Origin of the sequence: Variovorax rhizosphaerae (assembly GCF_037889975.1) — a bacterium.
Classification (GTDB): Bacteria; Pseudomonadota; Gammaproteobacteria; order Burkholderiales; family Burkholderiaceae_C; genus Variovorax; species Variovorax rhizosphaerae.
Genome location: NZ_JBBKZT010000052.1, coordinates 1 through 14,868, shown reverse-complemented (window position 1 = coordinate 14,868; position 14,868 = coordinate 1). Strand labels below are relative to the sequence as shown.

Genomic DNA, 14,868 nt, shown 5'->3' with positions numbered 1-14,868 from the left:
ACCAGCGAACCGCAAGTGTCGAATGCGAGGACGCCTCCTCATGGCGAGTGCCGTTCCACATGCTGCGTCACGTGATGGACATCTGAGCAACGGGGCTGCTCGGACAGATACGAAATGAGCAGGGAGCGCGGACCGCTCGAAGCAGTTGGAGGCATCGCATCTCCTCAGGTACGCTTGAAGCGGGTGGCGCCGCTCAGCAGCGAGACAGCCAGCTCGGGGCTCTCGACGCGCCCGCCCGCCACCAGCGCGAAGAGCGACGCTTCAACACTCGTGGGGTCGTTTGACGCAAATCGCTTCAGCACTGCGTCCAGCGTGCGGGACTGCCCGAGATAGACGACGATGGACTGTTCAAGGAGCGGGTCGCGAAAGCGCCGGTGACTGACCAGGTAGGGGATGATGCGCGACCAGTTGGCAATCGGAACGGACCACGCCTGCAGGTCTTCCTGACGGACCAAACGTACAGCCTGTTTGTGCAGGACGGAGGGCAGGGCAGGGGTGTCCGGCATATCTGTAGCTGTAGCTGTAGCTGTAGCTGTAGCTGTAGCTGTAGCTGTAGCTGTAGCTGTAGCTGTAGCCGCAGCATCGCCGGGCGATGGTCTCCTGCCCTCGATGAACCAGAACTCCCCGGAAGGGACGTTGCGCAGCTGAACCCAGAAGTCGATGACCGCGCTGCCCGCGCCCTCGGTATGGGCAGGGCGCTCGGTAAAGGACTCGATCGCAGGATTGGCTTCAATGACGAGCCAGGTTCGAAAGGCGTCGTAGCTGCCAAGGCTCAGGCGCCGTCCGAGCTTGGGACTGAACACCTCGATGCGCCGGCGCCAGCCGCCAGGTGGTAAAGGCAGTGGACGGCTGAACTTGAAGGTGTGATCTGACGAGGCCGGCATAGAAGTAAAGAAGTGACTGTGCAAAACAGACGGCAATGTCAAAACATTACTTCTTTCTTCCAGCCAGTCATAGCTTTACTACCAAAAAATGCGAAGTAAAGCTGTGACCGCCGTCCCGTCGCTGCTCCTAACCTGTTGATTTCGTTGAGTTTATAGAAAAGAAGGAGATCATATCTTTACTACTCTTCACGGCAGGGAAGCAATGTTGGTCTGCGTGACTCCGAGTTCCTTGGCCAGGTGCTGCAGCAGCGTCTTTGGTACGACCGCAAGGCGATCGAGCGGGCGTCCGCTGGCACGCAGGAACACGAACTGCACCGCAACGCCGAGGCGTCGGTCCGCCCGGAAGCGTTCCTTGATGGCCTGGGCGTCACCTGGTCCGAGGGTAAAGAACCGGACAACGTCGAACTCGGAGAGTGTCCGGGGCAAGTGATCGGCGCCGACGAAACGCAGGTGATAACTGGACACGAGGCCCTTTGGCATCTCTTGTTGGGCGCCAGTGTGGCCAGCAGCGCCGGACCGGCATTCTGCGCCTCTCGGGCAGGCGGCCTTTGCCAAGCGCCACAAAATGCACGAAAACCGAGATCACCCCGAGCTCGGCGCGTTCGTGCACCCGCGATCCGAGCACATCCTGGACTGGTTTCATGTCGCGATGCGCATCGAGCAACTCTTGCAGACAACACGAGGGCTGCAAGGCCCAGAGAAGGAGGCGTTCCTCAATGACATCGAGCGAGTCAAATGGTTCTTGTGGCATGGAAACGTGTTCCGCGCCGAAGAGACACTGAACAGGTTGATCGAAGACATCGCTGACGTGCGCGAGAACCAGAGGAAAGCGGGCCTACCAACTTCGGTCGTGTGCAAGAAGCTTGCAAAGGCGGTAGATGAATTCGCAACCTATGTCGACAACAATGCCGGCGCCATCGTCAACTACGGGGAGCGGTACCGATGCGGGGAACGGATCTCCACCGGCTTCGTCGAATCCGCGGTCAACCAGGTGATCGCCAGGCGGTTCGTGAAGAAGCAGCAGATGCGTTGGACGCTGCGCGGAGCGCATCTACTGCTCCAGGTTCGTACCCCAGGTCCTGAACGACGAGTTGCGAGCGTCATTCGAGAGGTGGTATCCGCGCTTCGGCGCCGAGGCACAGGGGCCGCTCGCAGCGTAGCCATCGTGGAAGGATGCTGCACTGCACACCCCCAGGAAATGGATGCTCTCCAAGCTCCGCGCGCCGAAGCCAAGCTTCGGTCGCCTTGGTCGCAGCCACCGACCTTGCAACGCCACGTGAACATCGTTGCCGGGCGAGCTGCGTTTGCCGATCGCGCTCCTCGCGTGTACGCGTACGTGCACAAGCAGGTGCCCTCGGCGGCCGCGCGATTGGATCAGTTCCTCGCCCGAAGCGGTGTCGAGCCCAACGAGCGAGTGACCGTGATCAGCGATGACGCGGGCGAGCTCGCCAAGGCGGTCGAGGGTAGCCAGCTTGCACGCGGCAGGATACTCGACTGGTTTCACATCGCAATGAAATTCAAGGCGGCTGAGAACTCGGTGTTCGGCAGCGCGATGATCGAACCGCTGGAGCGAGCTTGGGTGCAGAGCGAAATCCGCAGCGCCAAATGGTTCGCTTGGCACGGCAAGGGCGGCAAGTCCGTGGCGCGCATCAAGGCGCTCGATGACGCGTTGATGGCCAGGACGGGCTATGAATACTCGACGCTCTGGTGGAATCTCCAGCGCGTGTCTGGCTACATCAAGAACAACGCCGGCACGCTGGTGAATTACGGGGCGCGTCACAAAAGGGGCTTGGCTATCAGCAGCAGCATCGCAGAGTCGGCAGTGAACCTGGTGGTAAGCCATCGGATGGCGAAGAAGCAGCAAATGCGATGGACCGACGAAGGGGCGCATTGCCTGGCGCAGGTCCGTGTCGCTGCTCTCAACGGCGAGCTGTCGCCAAGTCGACTGGTGGCGTTGGCCAAGGCGTCGAAGACGGGCGCACGACGGTCGTGCCATCCGCCGTAACGGCAGCGGGTTCCAAGAGGAGTTCAGTGCTGACAAGTCGAAATCAGCCTCCCACACTTTTGCACACTCTCCTTTCCTCGAGGCTTGTGCGACACTTGCCCTCAGATCGTCGGCACCTTCGCGATGCGCCAGTCTCCGGCCAGGTATCTCAACCACCCTAAAAATTGTGGAAGTTCAGCGCGTAGTAGGTAGTATCCATTCGATTTGGCGACCTTAGATGGGTAGTTTTGGCGACGTGGCCTCGTATGCGGAGCACCGCGCGGCGAACTGACTCAGCCATTGCGCCAATGCTGGGTGCGTCGTGCGCCAGCGTCCATCGAAACGAAAATCAAGATAGCCCAGGGCGGCGGCGAGTGCGATCTCGCCGATGTGTGGTTTGGCCGCTCTTGAAGTCGGCAGATCGTGCTCAGCGAAGTCAAGTGCGCGGTCGACTTTGCTCTGCTGTAGCGCGACCCAAGAGGCCACTTGGTGCGTGTCCGGTCGGTAGCGCTTCTCGTAGACCTGCAGTAGCGCCGCGTCAAGCAGGCCGTCGGCAAGTGACTGCTGCCGCAACGAGCCGATGCGCGTGCCGTCTGCGGGAATGAGGAGGTCGCGGCCATCCAGGGAGTTAAGGTACTCGATGATGACGCGTGAATCGAACAGCGCCTCGCCGTTGTCCAGGACCAGCGTCGGGACTTTGCCCAGCGGGTTCTGCTTGCGCAGAGTGTCCGCGGGATCGTTGGTGTCGGCAACGACCACGCGGATCTGCGGCGCCAGGCCGAGCACGTCGATCGCTATGCGGACCTTGCGGCCGAAGGGCGATGCGGCGGAGGTGCGCAGGATCATCAAGGCCGGTGCTCTCACGGCTTCAGATGTTGGCCAGCAGGCCGCCGTCCACGCGAATGACCGAGCCCGTGACGTAGGAGGCATTGCGGCTCGCAAGGAACGCGACCACGTCGGCATACTCCTGCGGCTCGCCGTACCGGCCGACCGGAATGCTCGCATTGCTCTCGGAAGTAACGTCGGCCACCGCGCGGCCTTCGCGCTTGGCTTTCTGCTCGTCGAGGAACTGGATGCGGCCTGTGGCCACGCGACCGGGCAGAACGATGTTGCAGGTGATTCCATCCTTGCCCACTTCGCGTGCCAGCGTCTTCGACCAGCCCAGCAGCGTCATGCGCAGTGCGTTCGATAGGCCTAGGTTTGCGATGGGCGCGACCACACCCGACGAAGTGCTGGTAACGATACGGCCGAACTTGCGTTCGCGCATGCTGGGCAGCACGCGGTCCGTGATCGCGATGACCGAGAGCACCATGCTCTGGAAGTGAGTGCTCCAGAGTGCGGGGTCCTGGCCCGACACCGGCGTGGGCGGTGGGCCGCCGGTGTTGTTGACAAGCACGTCGACCGAGCCGAGTTCGCGCTCGATGCGCGCGATGTTCGCATCGATCAAGGAGAGGTCGCCCAGGTCCCATTGCATTGCGGTGGCTTGCGCGCCCGTGGCGCCGATCTCGTCAGCTACGCGGCTGGCTGCGGCCAGGTCGATGTCGGCCAGCGCCACGCGTGCGCCTTCGCGAGCGAGGGTGCGCGCGATCGCGCTGCCGAGGCCGCCGCCGGCGCCTAGCACCAACGCAGTTTTTCCGGAGAGTCCGAGGTCCATGTCTTGTCCTTGTTTTTGGTTAGATGAGCTTGCCGGGGTTCATGATTTGATTGGGGTCGAGCGACTGCTTGATGCGCATCATCAGATCGAACTCGACTTCAGACTTGTAGTGCCGCAGTTCGTCGCGCCTCAACTGGCCAACGCCGTGTTCGGCGCTGATGCTGCCGTTGGCGGCGGCCACGATGTCGTGGACGATGCGGTTGAACTGCGCGGTGGTGGCCGCGAGTACCTCAGGGGTTGTGTCCAGCGGCAAGAGAACGTTGTAGTGCAGGTTGCCATCGCCCAGGTGGCCGAAGTTGATGATGCGCACGTCGGGCTGGGCGACGCGTAACGCGGCTTCGGCTTCGTGCGCGAAGGCGGCGATGGCCGAGATCGGCAGCGCGATGTCGTGCTTCACGGCCTTGCCCGCACGCATCTGTGCCTGCGAGATGCCCTCGCGGATCTTCCAGAAGGCCTGCGTCTGGGCGCCGCTCACGCTCACCGCCACGTCCTGCACCACGTCCTGCTCCAGTGCATCGCCGAGCCCACCTTCCAGCAGTGCGGCCAAGCCGTCGTCCTGCGTGTCGGCCAACTCGATCAGCGCATGGAATGCATGCTCGCCAGCCAGCGGCGCGCGCACGTCGCTCACGTGAGCAAGGATCAGCGCGAGCGACTCGGCTGACATCATCTCGAAGGCCACGAGCCGTTCGCCGCAGGTAGCGCGCAGTTGCGCGAGCAGGCCCACAAGCGCGTCGATGTCGCGCGCGCCGACCCAGGCGGTGGCGCGCGCCACCGGGCGCGGGTGCAGCTTGAGCACGGCGGCGGTGATGACGCCCAGCGTGCCCTCGGAGCCGATGAACAGGTCGCGCAGGTCGTAGCCGGTGTTGTCCTTGCGCAGGGCGCGCAGGCCGTTCCAGACGCGACCGTCGGGCAGCACCACCTCCAGGCCCAGCGCTAGCTCGCGCGTGTTGCCGTAGCGCAGCACGGCGATGCCTCCGGCGTTGGTCGCGAGGTTGCCGCCGATGGTGCAGCTGCCCTCGGCCCCCAGGCTCAGCGGGAAGAAGCGCTCCGCCGCCTGCGCGGCCGCCTGGATGTTTGCCAACAGCACGCCTGCCTCGCATGTCAGGGTGTTGTTGAGGGGATCGACCGCGCGAATGGCGTTCATGCGCACGGTGCTCAGCACCACCTGCGCGCCGCTGCTGTCAGGCGTGGCGCCGCCGCTCATCCCGGTGTTGCCGCCCTGCGTGACGACTGGCGTGTGCGTCTCGTGGCAGATGCGCATAACGGCTGCGGTCTGCGCAGTGTCGGCCGGGCGCACCACGATGCTGCTGCGGCCAGTCCATTTCTTGAGCCAGTCGGTCTCGTAGGGGGCCTTGGCTTCGCTGTCGCTGACGAGTCCGGCGTCGCCGACGGCGGCGTGCAGGCGTTGGAGGAGATCGGGGTGCAGATTGCTCATTTTTTCCTTACCAGCCAAGTTGGATGCGGCCCAAGGCCATGGAGACGGCAGCCTGAGTGGGCTCAACCACGGGCAAGCCGGTGGCGTCCTGCAGCGGCGCGCGGAAAGGCGCCATGCCGGCGCAACCCATCACCAACACGTTCGCCCCGTGCTCGTCGCGCAAGCGGCGGCCCGCGTCGACCATGCCGGCCAGTGTGGCGGCATGGTCCGAGAGTTCGGCCACCGTGCGACCGATGGCGACCTCGCCGGCCACGCGCTGCGCGATGCCCATCGCGCCCCAGGTGCGCCAGTGGCGCCCGATCGAGCCCTGCAGGATCGCGATCACGCCGAAGCGCTGGCCCAGCGTCATCGCGGTCAGTGCCGCGCACTCGCTGATGCCGAAGGACAGCGAGCCCTTCATCTCACGCAGCATGTGCAGCCCGGGGTCGCTGAAGCAGGCGGTGACGAAGCCCGCCGCATCGCCGAGATGTTCCTGCGCGAAGCGCTGCACCGACAGCGCGGCACGGTCGACATCGTGCTGGCTCTGCACGCCGGGCGGGCCGTCGGCCAGCGTCACGCATTGGATGCGCGGGCCATCGGGCTGGCGCAGCGGCGCCATGGCCGCGTCGATGCCGGCGGTGACGGCCTCGCTGCTGTTGGGATTGATGACGTAGAGCGTCTGGCGCATGGGCGACCTTCTTCTTGAAGCTTGGAGGACCCGGCAGAGGAGGCGCCGAGGGCTCGCAGTTTAGAAGCGCACGGCCGCTTCCACACTTGCCAATTCATGCGTCATGATTAACACCTTGTTAATTTAAGGGGCATCCATGTCCTTCAATCTCCGCCAGATCGAAGTCTTTCGCGCGGTCATGATCACCGGCTCAATCCGCGGCGCCTCACAGCTTCTTTTCGTCTCGCAGCCCGCAGTGAGCCGCCTGCTCTCACATACCGAGGCGCGCGTCGGTTTCCCTTTGTTCGAGCGCATCCGAGGCCGGCTGTTCGCCACGCCAGAGGCCAAGAAGCTGTTCCACGAGGTTGAGGTGGTCTATGCGGGCGTCAAGCGTGTGAACGAGTTGGCACGCGAACTCAGTGAGCACCAGGAGGGCATCCTCAATCTGGTCGCCAGCCCGAGCGTGGGACAAGCGGTGGTTCCGATGGCGATGGCCGAGTATCGCCACAGCAACCCGCAGGTGAAGCTGACATTCCAATACCTGGGCCACGCGCCGCTGACCGAGCGGCTACTTAACCGCCAGGCCGACCTGGCAATGACCATCCTCCCCGTGAACCATCCGAACCTGGAGATGGAAGAACTGGGTAGCGGCCGGCTGGTCTGCATCTGCCCCTACAACCACCCGCTGGCCCGGCGCGCCACGCTCGCGGTGGCCGACCTGCTGCCGTTCCCGCTGATCTCGTACGACCGCGACTCACCCTTCGGCGCGATGGTGGGCGCGCTGTTCGAGGCCAGCGGCGAGACCGTACGCGCCGCGATCGAGGCCGGCTCGCCGCAGAACGCCTGCGCGCTGGTGCAGGCGGGCGCAGGCATCGCGCTGGTCGACGAGTTCTCGGCCCGGAGCTGGGCCTCAAGCAAGTTTGTGATGCGCCCGGTACTCAATTCGCCGGTGCTCAAGGCCACGCTGGTGCGGCTGCGCACCGAGCCGATGTCGCAGTTGGCGCAGGTATTCGTCGATGTGCTGCAGGGCGTGATGGCTCGCGAAGGCTTCCGGGTTTCTACGGATGACACTTAACGTGATGTTAATCATCGCGGTCAAAGTGTCAAGCGACAAGAGCAGGGGGCGTCGGAATAATTGCCGCCATACCCTGCTGTTCCGACTGCCATTCCATGCACTGCCCATTCGTCTTCCGAGATTGCTCAGCCCCCCACAATTCGACTGAATCCGACTGGCTGGAGCACGGTCTGGTGCAGAAAAACCTCCAGTGCCACGGTGCTTCGCAACCGATCTGCTTTCATCTCGCCACGCCATGAGCAACACCCGCTTCGACCTCACGATTCGCAACGGCCGAATCAGCAATGCAGACGGCACCTTCCACGCCGACATCGGCGTGCGCAATGGCGTGATCGTGGAGATCGCGCCGAATCTTGCGGCCGGCACGCAAGACGTCGACGCCGCTGGCCGCTGGGTGCTGCCTGGCGGCATCGACAGTCATTGCCACATCGAGCAGCTCTCGGGCATGGGCCTGATGTGCGCCGACGACTTCTTTTCTGGCACCGTGTCGGCCGCGTTCGGCGGCACCACGACCATCCTATCGTTCGCCGCTCAGCATCGCGCCGATAACATCCCGGAGGTGGTGGCGGCCTACGGCAAGTTGGCGCGCGAGAAGGCGGTGATCGACTACGGCTTCCACTTGATCCTGGCCAACCCAGACGAGACCGCGCTGCGTGAGCACCTGCCGCAGGTGATCCGCGACGGAATCACCTCGCTGAAGGTCTACATGACCTACGACAAGCTCAAGCTCGATGACTACCAACTGCTCGAGGTGATGTCGGTGGCGGGTGAGGAGGGCGCGCTGGTGATGATGCACGCCGAAAACCACGACATGATCCGCTGGATCGCGCACCGCCTGCTGGAGCGCGGCCACGTCGCGCCGAAGTTCCATGCGGTGGCGCACGACACGCTGGCCGAGTGCGAGGCCACGAACCGAGCGATCGCGCTGGCGCGGCTGGCTGATGTGCCGGTGCTGATCGTGCACGTGGCGGGCCGCGAGACGGTCGAGGTGATCCGCAATGCGCGCCGGCTGGGCGCGGCGGTGTATGCCGAAAGCTGCCCGCAGTACCTGTTCCTGGAAGCCTCCGACATCGACCTGCCCGGCATGGAGGGCGCGAAGTTCTGCTGCAGCCCGCCGCCGAGGGATGCCGATTCGCAGGAAGCGGTGTGGGCCGGGCTCAAGGACGGCACGCTTGGCGTGTACTCGTCGGACCACGCGCCCTACCGCTTCGATGCCTCGGGCAAGCTGCCCAAGGGCGATGCCACCACCTTCAAGGAAATGGCCAACGGCGTGCCTGGCATCGAGCTGCGGCTGCCGCTGCTGTTCTCCGAAGGCGTGATGAACGGCCGGCTCTCGATCGAGGAATTTGTCGCGCTCACGTCCACCAACCATGCCCGCATGTACGGCCTGGCACCGCGCAAGGGTGCGATCGCGGTCGGTGCCGATGCCGACGTTGTGCTCTGGAACCCCGAGCGGAGCGTGACCGTCGGCACCGCGATGCTGCACGACAACGTGGGCTACACGCCCTACGAGGGCCGCGTGCTGCAGGGCTGGCCCGAGATGGTGTTCAGCCGCGGGCGCTGCGTGGTCGCTGACAACACGCTGCAAGTCGAACGCGGCAGCGGCCAGTACATCGCTCGTGGGCGGCCCGATCCGCTGACCCAGCGGCCGACGGCATCGCCAGAGCAGGGCCGCTTCAGCGAACTGGTCGGCCTGAAACGTGACCACTGATTGCCTCGTTCTTCTTGGGCCGGTGCGCGCTGGCCGCCCACCACACCCTTACCCCTCATTGAATCCCTCAGGAGTTGAACCATGAAGTCCCCGATTCTTTTTTCGTGCATTCGCGCCGTGTCTTTTGCGCTTCTGTGCATCGGCGCCACCGCCGCCTTTGCCCAGGCCCAAGTGCCCCTGCGCACCGCGGTCGATGCCACTTTCGCGCCCCATGCCATGGCCAAGCTCGGCGGCGGCGTGCAGGGCTTCAACGTCGACCTTGGTGAGGAACTGGCCAAGCGTCTGGGCCGCAAGATCGAGATCGAGGGGGCCGAGTTCTCGGGCCTGGTGCCAGGCCTCAACAGCCGCCGCTACGACTTCCTGGTGGCCCCGGTCACGGTGACGCCCGAGCGCGCCAAGTCGCTGCTGTTCACAGAGGGATACCTCGACACCGACTACACCTTCCTGGGCAACAAGTCGGCGCCGGCCATCGTCAAGCTTGAGGATCTCAAGGGCAAGACCGTGGCTGTCAACAAGGGCTCGAATTACGAAGGCTGGGCCCGCGCCAACGCCGAGAAGTACGGCTTTAAGTTTGACGTCTACGGCGCCAACGCCGACGCGGTGCAGGCTGTGCAGTCGGGCCGCGCAGACTACAACCTGGCCGGTACCACGGTAGTGGCCTGGGTTGCCAAGCAGAACCCCAGCCTCAAGACCAGCTACACGATCAAGACCGGCCTGGTCTGGGCGCTGCCCTTTCGCGCCGACGACAAGGCCGGGCGCGACGCCGCCTCCAACGCGCTCAAGTGCATGAAGAAGGACGGCACCGTAGCCAAGCTCGCGGTCAAGTGGTTCGGGTTCCAGCCGGATGCTGAGAATTCTGCGGTGAAGATCGCGCCCGGAACCGGCGTGCCCGGCACCGAAGGCTACGACGCGACCCCCGTCACACCGAAGTGCGCATGATGCCGATCCTTGAAGTCACCGGACTGCGCAAGTCATACGGCAGCACGGAGGTGCTCCGCGGCGTCGACTTACACATCAACGCGGGCGAGCTGGTATGCGTGATCGGACCCTCGGGCTCGGGCAAGAGCACCATGCTCCGCTGCTGCAACCTGCTGGAGACCCCGACGCAAGGCAAGATCGTGGCGAACGGCCACGAGGTGACCTCACCGTCCGTGAACATCAATCGCGTGCGGCAGGACATCGGCATGGTCTTCCAGCAGTTCAACCTGTATCCCCACCTGACGGCGCTGAACAACGTCGCGCTTGCCCTCAAGAAAGTTCAAGGCAAGTCCACCAGCGAAGCGGAGGAACTGGCCATGGCCGCGCTCGACCAAGTGGGGCTCGCCGCGAAAGCCAAGTCCTTCCCGGCGCAACTTTCCGGGGGGCAGCAGCAGCGTGTCGCGATCGCCCGGGCCATCGCCCTCAAGCCCCACGTGCTCCTTTTTGACGAGCCGACAAGCGCCCTGGACCCGGAGCTCGTGGAAGACGTGCTGAACGTCATGCGAGACCTGCGCCAGCGCGGAATGACCATGCTCGTGGTGACCCATGAGATGGCGTTCGCGCATGCCGCGGCGGACCGCGTCGTCTTCATGGATGGCGGCGTGGTTGTAGAAGAGGGTTCGGCTTCCGACGTGTTCGAGCAGCCCCGTGAAGCACGCACGAAGAGCTTCTTGGCCAGGTACGCCAACGGTCGTGCATCATGACTGCTGATTCCGGACTCCTCTTTACGTTCTTCAACGTGGCGGTCGCTAAGCAGTATCTGCCGGCGATCCTTGAGGGAACTCTCGTGACTGTGGGCGTCGGCATTGCCGTCGTCATAACCGGTACGCTCCTCGGCTTGGTGCTCGCGATCGCGCGCTCGTTCGGTCTCCGGGCGGTCGCGCTTCCGATCGTCGCGTTCGCGGACATCATGCGTTCGCTGCCACCGCTGGTCGTGATCATCGTGCTGTACTTCGGCTTGCCCTCGCTGGGCGTACCCCTGTCCGCTTTCGCAGTAACCTGGTTGTCGCTATCACTTGTGCTGGCTGCCTACGCGGAGGAAAGCGTATGGGCTGGGATTCTCGCGGTGCCTGCAGGACAAATGGAAGCTGCGAGGTCAACGGGCTTGACATGGTGGCAATCCATGCTGTCTGTGCTGCTGCCGCAAGCGATCCGCCGGGCCGTTCCGCCGTTGACCAACCGCGTGATCTCTATCACCAAGAACACGGCGCTCGGTTCTGTAGTCGCCCTCAACGAAGTGCTGAATACTGCGCAAGGCGCCACAAGCCATGCTGGTAATCCGACGCCGCTGATGATGGCGGCGATCGCATACCTGATCGTGTTCCTTCCGCTCGTCATCGCCTCGAGATCGATCGAGAAACGCTGGCGCAGGGCCTGACATGAACGAGATCATCCAGAACTTCTTCAACCTGGACATCTACGTTCAGGTGCTGCCCTTCATGCTCAAGGGACTGTGGACAACCATCTGGCTGTCCGCGCTCGTCATCCCGCTCGGCGGCGCTGCGGGGCTCGCCCTTGCTCTTGCCGGGAACCAGTTGCATAACCGCATGGTGAGGTGGGCGATCGTCGCCTATATCGACTTCTTCCGCGCGTTTCCTCCGCTGGTCCTGCTGATCCTGGTCTACTTCGGCGGCCCCTTTCTCGGCGTCGAGTTGAACAAGGTGACGGCGGTAGCACTCGCATTCGTGCTGAACAACTCCAGCTACTTCGCCGAAGTCTTCCGCGCAGGATTGGAAGGCGTCCATGCGGGGCAAATGGAGGCTGCGCGCTCGACGGGGCTAACTCGGTTTCAGGCATTGCGCTACGTCGTCGTGCCGCAAGCGGTCAAGAACGTCTTGCCCGACCTGGTCGGCAATGGGATAGAGATCGTCAAGTTGACGAGTATCGCAAGCGTTGTCGCAATCCCGGAATTGTTGCGCGCCGCTCGTGACGCCCAGTCACTGGTCTACAACCCGTCACCAATCATGTTGGCGGCGATCATCTATCTCGCACTTCTCTGGCCACTCACTCGCCTGCTGGGAAGCCTCGAACACCGACGTGCCCGAGCCTGAGTGTCTAGAACTCGCACAAAGCATCTCATTCAGAAGGAACCAGAATGCCTACCAAAAAACTCAACGAAGACGCGACCGGCGTTTACATCATCGCTGCGACACCGTTCACCGACCAGGGTGAGTTAGACCTCGAGAGTACCGACAGCCTGACGGACTTCTACCTTGAGAAGGGCGTCACGGGTTTCACCATCCTCGGCATGATGGGCGAAGCCCCAAAGCTGACCGAATTAGAGACTCTCACGGTGATGAGTCGCGTCCTCAAGCGTGTGAATTCCCGCGTACCAGTGGTCGTTGGGGTCAGCCATGCGTCGAACCAGCACGTGGAACGCCTGTCCAAAACGGCCATGGAGCAAGGCGCTGCCGGGGTGATGCTCGCGCCTGCCGCTAACCTCAAGACCGACGATCAGGTCTACAACTACTACGCCACGGTCATGAAGGTGCTGGGCGCGGACATTCCCGTTTGCCTGCAGGATTTTCCGCAAGCGACAAACGTCTACACGTCGGTGGCGGTCATCAATCGGCTGATCGATGACTTCCCGCAAGTCGTCATGCTCAAGCATGAAGAGATGCCGGGGATGCGCAAGCTGAGCGAAGTTCGCGCCGGCCCTGAGGAACGTCGCCGCCGCATCAGCATCCTCGTCGGCAACGGCGGCCTCTTCCTGCCACAGGAGATGCTTCGTGGCGCGGATGGGGCGATGACCGGATTCGCGTATCCCGAGATGCTTGTCCAAGTCTGCGCGCTGTGCGAGCAGAAGAAGTTCGACCAAGCCGAAGACCTCTTCAATCTGTATCTTCCATTGCTGCGTCACGAGTTCCAGTATGGGCTGGGCCTCGCGTTGCGCAAGGAGACGCTCAAGCGCCGCGGCGCCATTCGCTACGCGTTCGTGCGCAAGCCGGGGCCAGTGCTCAATGCCACGGACCACGCGGAGCTCGGTCGATTGATCGCTCGATTGGAAAAGAGCTTGGCTGACGCGCGTTAAGAGAGGCAACTGCAGCGGGGCTCCAATGGAACTCCAGGGTGTGTTCGGCTGCACCAAAAGCAAAATTGTCTCGCTCGTGACTTACAGGGCGCGCCACGGGAGGGGCTTGCCTATCAGCAGCGACATCGCAGAGTCGGCAGTGAGCTTGGTGGTGAATCTCCGCAATCCAAGGCGCAAATCGAAATGCCGTTCAGGTAGCGTCAAGGAACGCCGCGCATGGCAGGCCTGCACTTTTCGCTTGTCATCGGTTTACGGCGTACTTGGCCGGCTACGCGGGTCGACATGCTCTCCCGCCGCAAGTCCATCCCGAGAACCCGTGATGAGCGCGCCAATGCGGAAGTTCTCCGAAACATTTGCTCGTGCCCTGAGTTCATGAACCCGACAAGCCCGGGAATCTTCCTTGATGCCGGTCTATCGAGGAGCCCTGATTCTAGAAGCGCTGCCATGCCCCCGGAGACCATAGCAGTCGTGGACGACGACAAGGCGCTAAGGACGATGCTCGCCCGCCTGTTGCGGCTGGATGGTTATCGGGTGGTTACATTTGCGACCGGCGAAGACTTTCTCGCGTCACTAAACACCTGCATGCCAGCCTGCGCGATCATCGATGTGTCCATGCCCGGCATGTCCGGCCTGGATATCAATGTGTGCCTGCGCGCCGAAAATCGCAGTGTTCCCATCGTCTTCATGTCGGGAAGTGTTGACGATGCACTGGAACGCGCCGCGAGATCAGCAAGCGCGTCGCGCTATCTTCGCAAGCCGTTTTCCGCCAATGCGTTGATTGCTGCGATTCGAAGTGCACTGGGTGCGCCACATGATGACGTCGACGAGCCATGTGACTAGCCCGGACTTTTCACCATAAGGCCAACGGGCCGTTGATGGACGCTGATGGTGCCCTGCGAGTGCGATGACCAGGTCGAGGTGAACTACTGGATGCACTCCTGGCTGTTATTCGACAAACTGCCCCCTTACCCCCATCGTTTGTCAGCGTGCCGGGGACAGCACTGGATGAGGTTCAGGGAGCCATGGCACGGGCTGCGCTGAGGAAGACGCTACGCAGCGGGTGATGCGAGGCCAGCAGTACCCGCACGCGGCGCGTGTTGCGCACGATGGCCGCACCGATCTTCAGCAGCCGCACGCGGATCGTGGCCGCTGTTGCGCGTTCAAGCTCACTGCCTTTGAGGGCAAGTTCCCTGAGCCGCTGCATCAGTGTGTGGGCCAGTGCGGCCAGCAGCAAGCGAAGCTGGTTGGCAGCGAAGCGGGGGCAACTGGCTCGCGTGCCGAATAGATCGAGCTGGGCCTCCTTGATGCGGTTCTCGGCTTCGTCGCGGGCACAGTAAAGCCGCTCATACAGCTGTACGGGGCTCTGGTGCAAATCGCGGCTTCGGTAGGCTGTGGCTGCTTTTGAACTAAGGCGGATCTATGGCGCAGAGGCTGCAAAGCATGGACGAACTGTTCAAGGGACGTCACTTC

The 14,868-nt window shown here is 63.2% G+C and carries 16 protein-coding genes and 1 pseudogene; 10 read left to right on the top strand and 7 right to left on the bottom strand.

Annotation, left to right across the window (positions count from 1 at the left end; all coding sequences use genetic code 11):
* Window positions 1-164 precede the first annotated feature (164 nt).
* Together WKW82_RS38820 and WKW82_RS38815 are read right to left on the bottom strand one after the other, a co-directional pair.
* Window positions 165-803 (bottom strand): hypothetical protein, encoded by a 639-nt coding sequence (locus WKW82_RS38820; protein WP_340348558.1) that lies wholly within the window; start codon window positions 801-803, stop codon window positions 165-167.
* Window positions 804-1,070: 267 nt separating this feature from the next.
* Window positions 1,071-1,364 carry a DUF4158 domain-containing protein gene (locus WKW82_RS38815; protein WP_340348557.1) on the bottom strand — a complete coding sequence of 98 codons (294 nt, stop codon included), beginning with the start codon at window positions 1,362-1,364 and terminating at the stop codon, window positions 1,071-1,073.
* A gap of 376 nt (window positions 1,365-1,740) precedes the next feature.
* Here WKW82_RS38815 and WKW82_RS40745 point away from each other — a divergent pair.
* Window positions 1,741-2,044, top strand: a pseudogene (locus WKW82_RS40745) (ISKra4 family transposase); the annotation flags it as partial.
* A 260-nt stretch (window positions 2,045-2,304) separates the two neighbouring features.
* Window positions 2,305-2,889, top strand: a complete 585-nt coding sequence (locus tag WKW82_RS40740; protein WP_422823695.1) for a hypothetical protein — start codon at window positions 2,305-2,307, stop codon at window positions 2,887-2,889.
* A gap of 213 nt (window positions 2,890-3,102) precedes the next feature.
* Here the strand turns inward: WKW82_RS40740 and WKW82_RS38805 are convergent, their stop codons facing one another.
* The 4 genes from WKW82_RS38805 to WKW82_RS38790 are packed head-to-tail and all read right to left on the bottom strand — an operon-like array spanning window position 3,103 to window position 6,624.
* Window positions 3,103-3,714 (bottom strand): glutathione S-transferase family protein, encoded by a 612-nt coding sequence (locus WKW82_RS38805; RefSeq protein ID WP_340348555.1) that lies wholly within the window; start codon window positions 3,712-3,714, stop codon window positions 3,103-3,105.
* A gap of 22 nt (window positions 3,715-3,736) precedes the next feature.
* Window positions 3,737-4,522 (bottom strand): SDR family oxidoreductase, encoded by a 786-nt coding sequence (locus tag WKW82_RS38800; RefSeq protein ID WP_340348554.1) that lies wholly within the window; start codon window positions 4,520-4,522, stop codon window positions 3,737-3,739.
* Window positions 4,523-4,541: 19 nt separating this feature from the next.
* Window positions 4,542-5,957 carry an FAD-binding oxidoreductase gene (locus tag WKW82_RS38795; protein ID WP_340348553.1) on the bottom strand — a complete coding sequence of 472 codons (1,416 nt, stop codon included), beginning with the start codon at window positions 5,955-5,957 and terminating at the stop codon, window positions 4,542-4,544.
* 7 nt (window positions 5,958-5,964) lie between these two features.
* Window positions 5,965-6,624, bottom strand: coding sequence for an aspartate/glutamate racemase family protein (locus tag WKW82_RS38790; RefSeq protein WP_340348552.1), 660 nt, complete (start codon window positions 6,622-6,624; stop codon window positions 5,965-5,967).
* 136 nt (window positions 6,625-6,760) lie between these two features.
* On the opposite strand from WKW82_RS38790, the gene WKW82_RS38785 reads away from it, so the two are divergent.
* The 8 genes from WKW82_RS38785 (at window position 6,761) to WKW82_RS38750 (ending at window position 14,238) form a co-directional block, all read left to right on the top strand.
* Window positions 6,761-7,678, top strand: coding sequence for a LysR family transcriptional regulator (locus WKW82_RS38785; RefSeq protein WP_340348551.1), 918 nt, complete (start codon window positions 6,761-6,763; stop codon window positions 7,676-7,678).
* Between the two features lie 235 nt (window positions 7,679-7,913).
* Window positions 7,914-9,389: a dihydropyrimidinase gene (gene hydA / locus WKW82_RS38780; protein WP_340348550.1), complete on the top strand. Its 1,476-nt coding sequence runs from the start codon at window positions 7,914-7,916 to the stop codon at window positions 9,387-9,389.
* A gap of 81 nt (window positions 9,390-9,470) precedes the next feature.
* The gene (locus WKW82_RS38775) at window positions 9,471-10,328 is read left to right on the top strand and encodes a transporter substrate-binding domain-containing protein (protein ID WP_340348549.1); all 858 of its coding nucleotides are present in this window, start codon (window positions 9,471-9,473) and stop codon (window positions 10,326-10,328) included.
* Complete coding sequence (locus WKW82_RS38770; RefSeq protein WP_340348548.1) at window positions 10,325-11,071, top strand: amino acid ABC transporter ATP-binding protein; 747 nt, start codon at window positions 10,325-10,327, stop codon at window positions 11,069-11,071. The genes WKW82_RS38775 and WKW82_RS38770 overlap by 4 nt, the downstream gene beginning before the upstream one ends.
* Window positions 11,068-11,745, top strand: a complete 678-nt coding sequence (locus WKW82_RS38765; protein ID WP_340348547.1) for an amino acid ABC transporter permease — start codon at window positions 11,068-11,070, stop codon at window positions 11,743-11,745. The genes WKW82_RS38770 and WKW82_RS38765 overlap by 4 nt, the downstream gene beginning before the upstream one ends.
* Before the next feature lies 1 nt (window position 11,746).
* Window positions 11,747-12,418 carry an amino acid ABC transporter permease gene (locus tag WKW82_RS38760; RefSeq protein WP_340348546.1) on the top strand — a complete coding sequence of 224 codons (672 nt, stop codon included), beginning with the start codon at window positions 11,747-11,749 and terminating at the stop codon, window positions 12,416-12,418.
* Window positions 12,419-12,462: 44 nt separating this feature from the next.
* Window positions 12,463-13,398 (top strand): dihydrodipicolinate synthase family protein, encoded by a 936-nt coding sequence (locus WKW82_RS38755; protein WP_340348545.1) that lies wholly within the window; start codon window positions 12,463-12,465, stop codon window positions 13,396-13,398.
* 468 nt (window positions 13,399-13,866) lie between these two features.
* Window positions 13,867-14,238 (top strand): response regulator transcription factor, encoded by a 372-nt coding sequence (locus WKW82_RS38750; protein ID WP_340348544.1) that lies wholly within the window; start codon window positions 13,867-13,869, stop codon window positions 14,236-14,238.
* Between the two features lie 172 nt (window positions 14,239-14,410).
* On the opposite strand, the gene WKW82_RS38745 is transcribed toward WKW82_RS38750, so the two are convergent.
* Window positions 14,411-14,815, bottom strand: coding sequence for a transposase (locus WKW82_RS38745; RefSeq protein WP_340348559.1), 405 nt, complete (start codon window positions 14,813-14,815; stop codon window positions 14,411-14,413).
* Window positions 14,816-14,868 lie beyond the last annotated feature (53 nt).

Excerpts from the sequence above, each read along its gene's own strand:
- WKW82_RS38815 (WP_340348557.1), bottom strand. The coding sequence starts at position 1,364 with ATGCCAAAGGGCCTCGTGTCCAGTTATCACCTGCGTTTCGTCGGCGCC.
- WKW82_RS38805 (WP_340348555.1), bottom strand. The coding sequence starts at position 3,714 with ATGATCCTGCGCACCTCCGCCGCATCGCCCTTCGGCCGCAAGGTCCGC.
- WKW82_RS38800 (WP_340348554.1), bottom strand. The coding sequence starts at position 4,522 with ATGGACCTCGGACTCTCCGGAAAAACTGCGTTGGTGCTAGGCGCCGGC.
- WKW82_RS38795 (WP_340348553.1), bottom strand. The coding sequence starts at position 5,957 with ATGAGCAATCTGCACCCCGATCTCCTCCAACGCCTGCACGCCGCCGTC.
- WKW82_RS38790 (WP_340348552.1), bottom strand. The coding sequence starts at position 6,624 with ATGCGCCAGACGCTCTACGTCATCAATCCCAACAGCAGCGAGGCCGTC.
- WKW82_RS38785 (WP_340348551.1), top strand. The coding sequence starts at position 6,761 with ATGTCCTTCAATCTCCGCCAGATCGAAGTCTTTCGCGCGGTCATGATC.
- hydA (WP_340348550.1), top strand. The coding sequence starts at position 7,914 with ATGAGCAACACCCGCTTCGACCTCACGATTCGCAACGGCCGAATCAGC.
- WKW82_RS38775 (WP_340348549.1), top strand. The coding sequence starts at position 9,471 with ATGAAGTCCCCGATTCTTTTTTCGTGCATTCGCGCCGTGTCTTTTGCG.
- WKW82_RS38770 (WP_340348548.1), top strand. The coding sequence starts at position 10,325 with ATGATGCCGATCCTTGAAGTCACCGGACTGCGCAAGTCATACGGCAGC.
- WKW82_RS38765 (WP_340348547.1), top strand. The coding sequence starts at position 11,068 with ATGACTGCTGATTCCGGACTCCTCTTTACGTTCTTCAACGTGGCGGTC.
- WKW82_RS38760 (WP_340348546.1), top strand. The coding sequence starts at position 11,747 with ATGAACGAGATCATCCAGAACTTCTTCAACCTGGACATCTACGTTCAG.
- WKW82_RS38755 (WP_340348545.1), top strand. The coding sequence starts at position 12,463 with ATGCCTACCAAAAAACTCAACGAAGACGCGACCGGCGTTTACATCATC.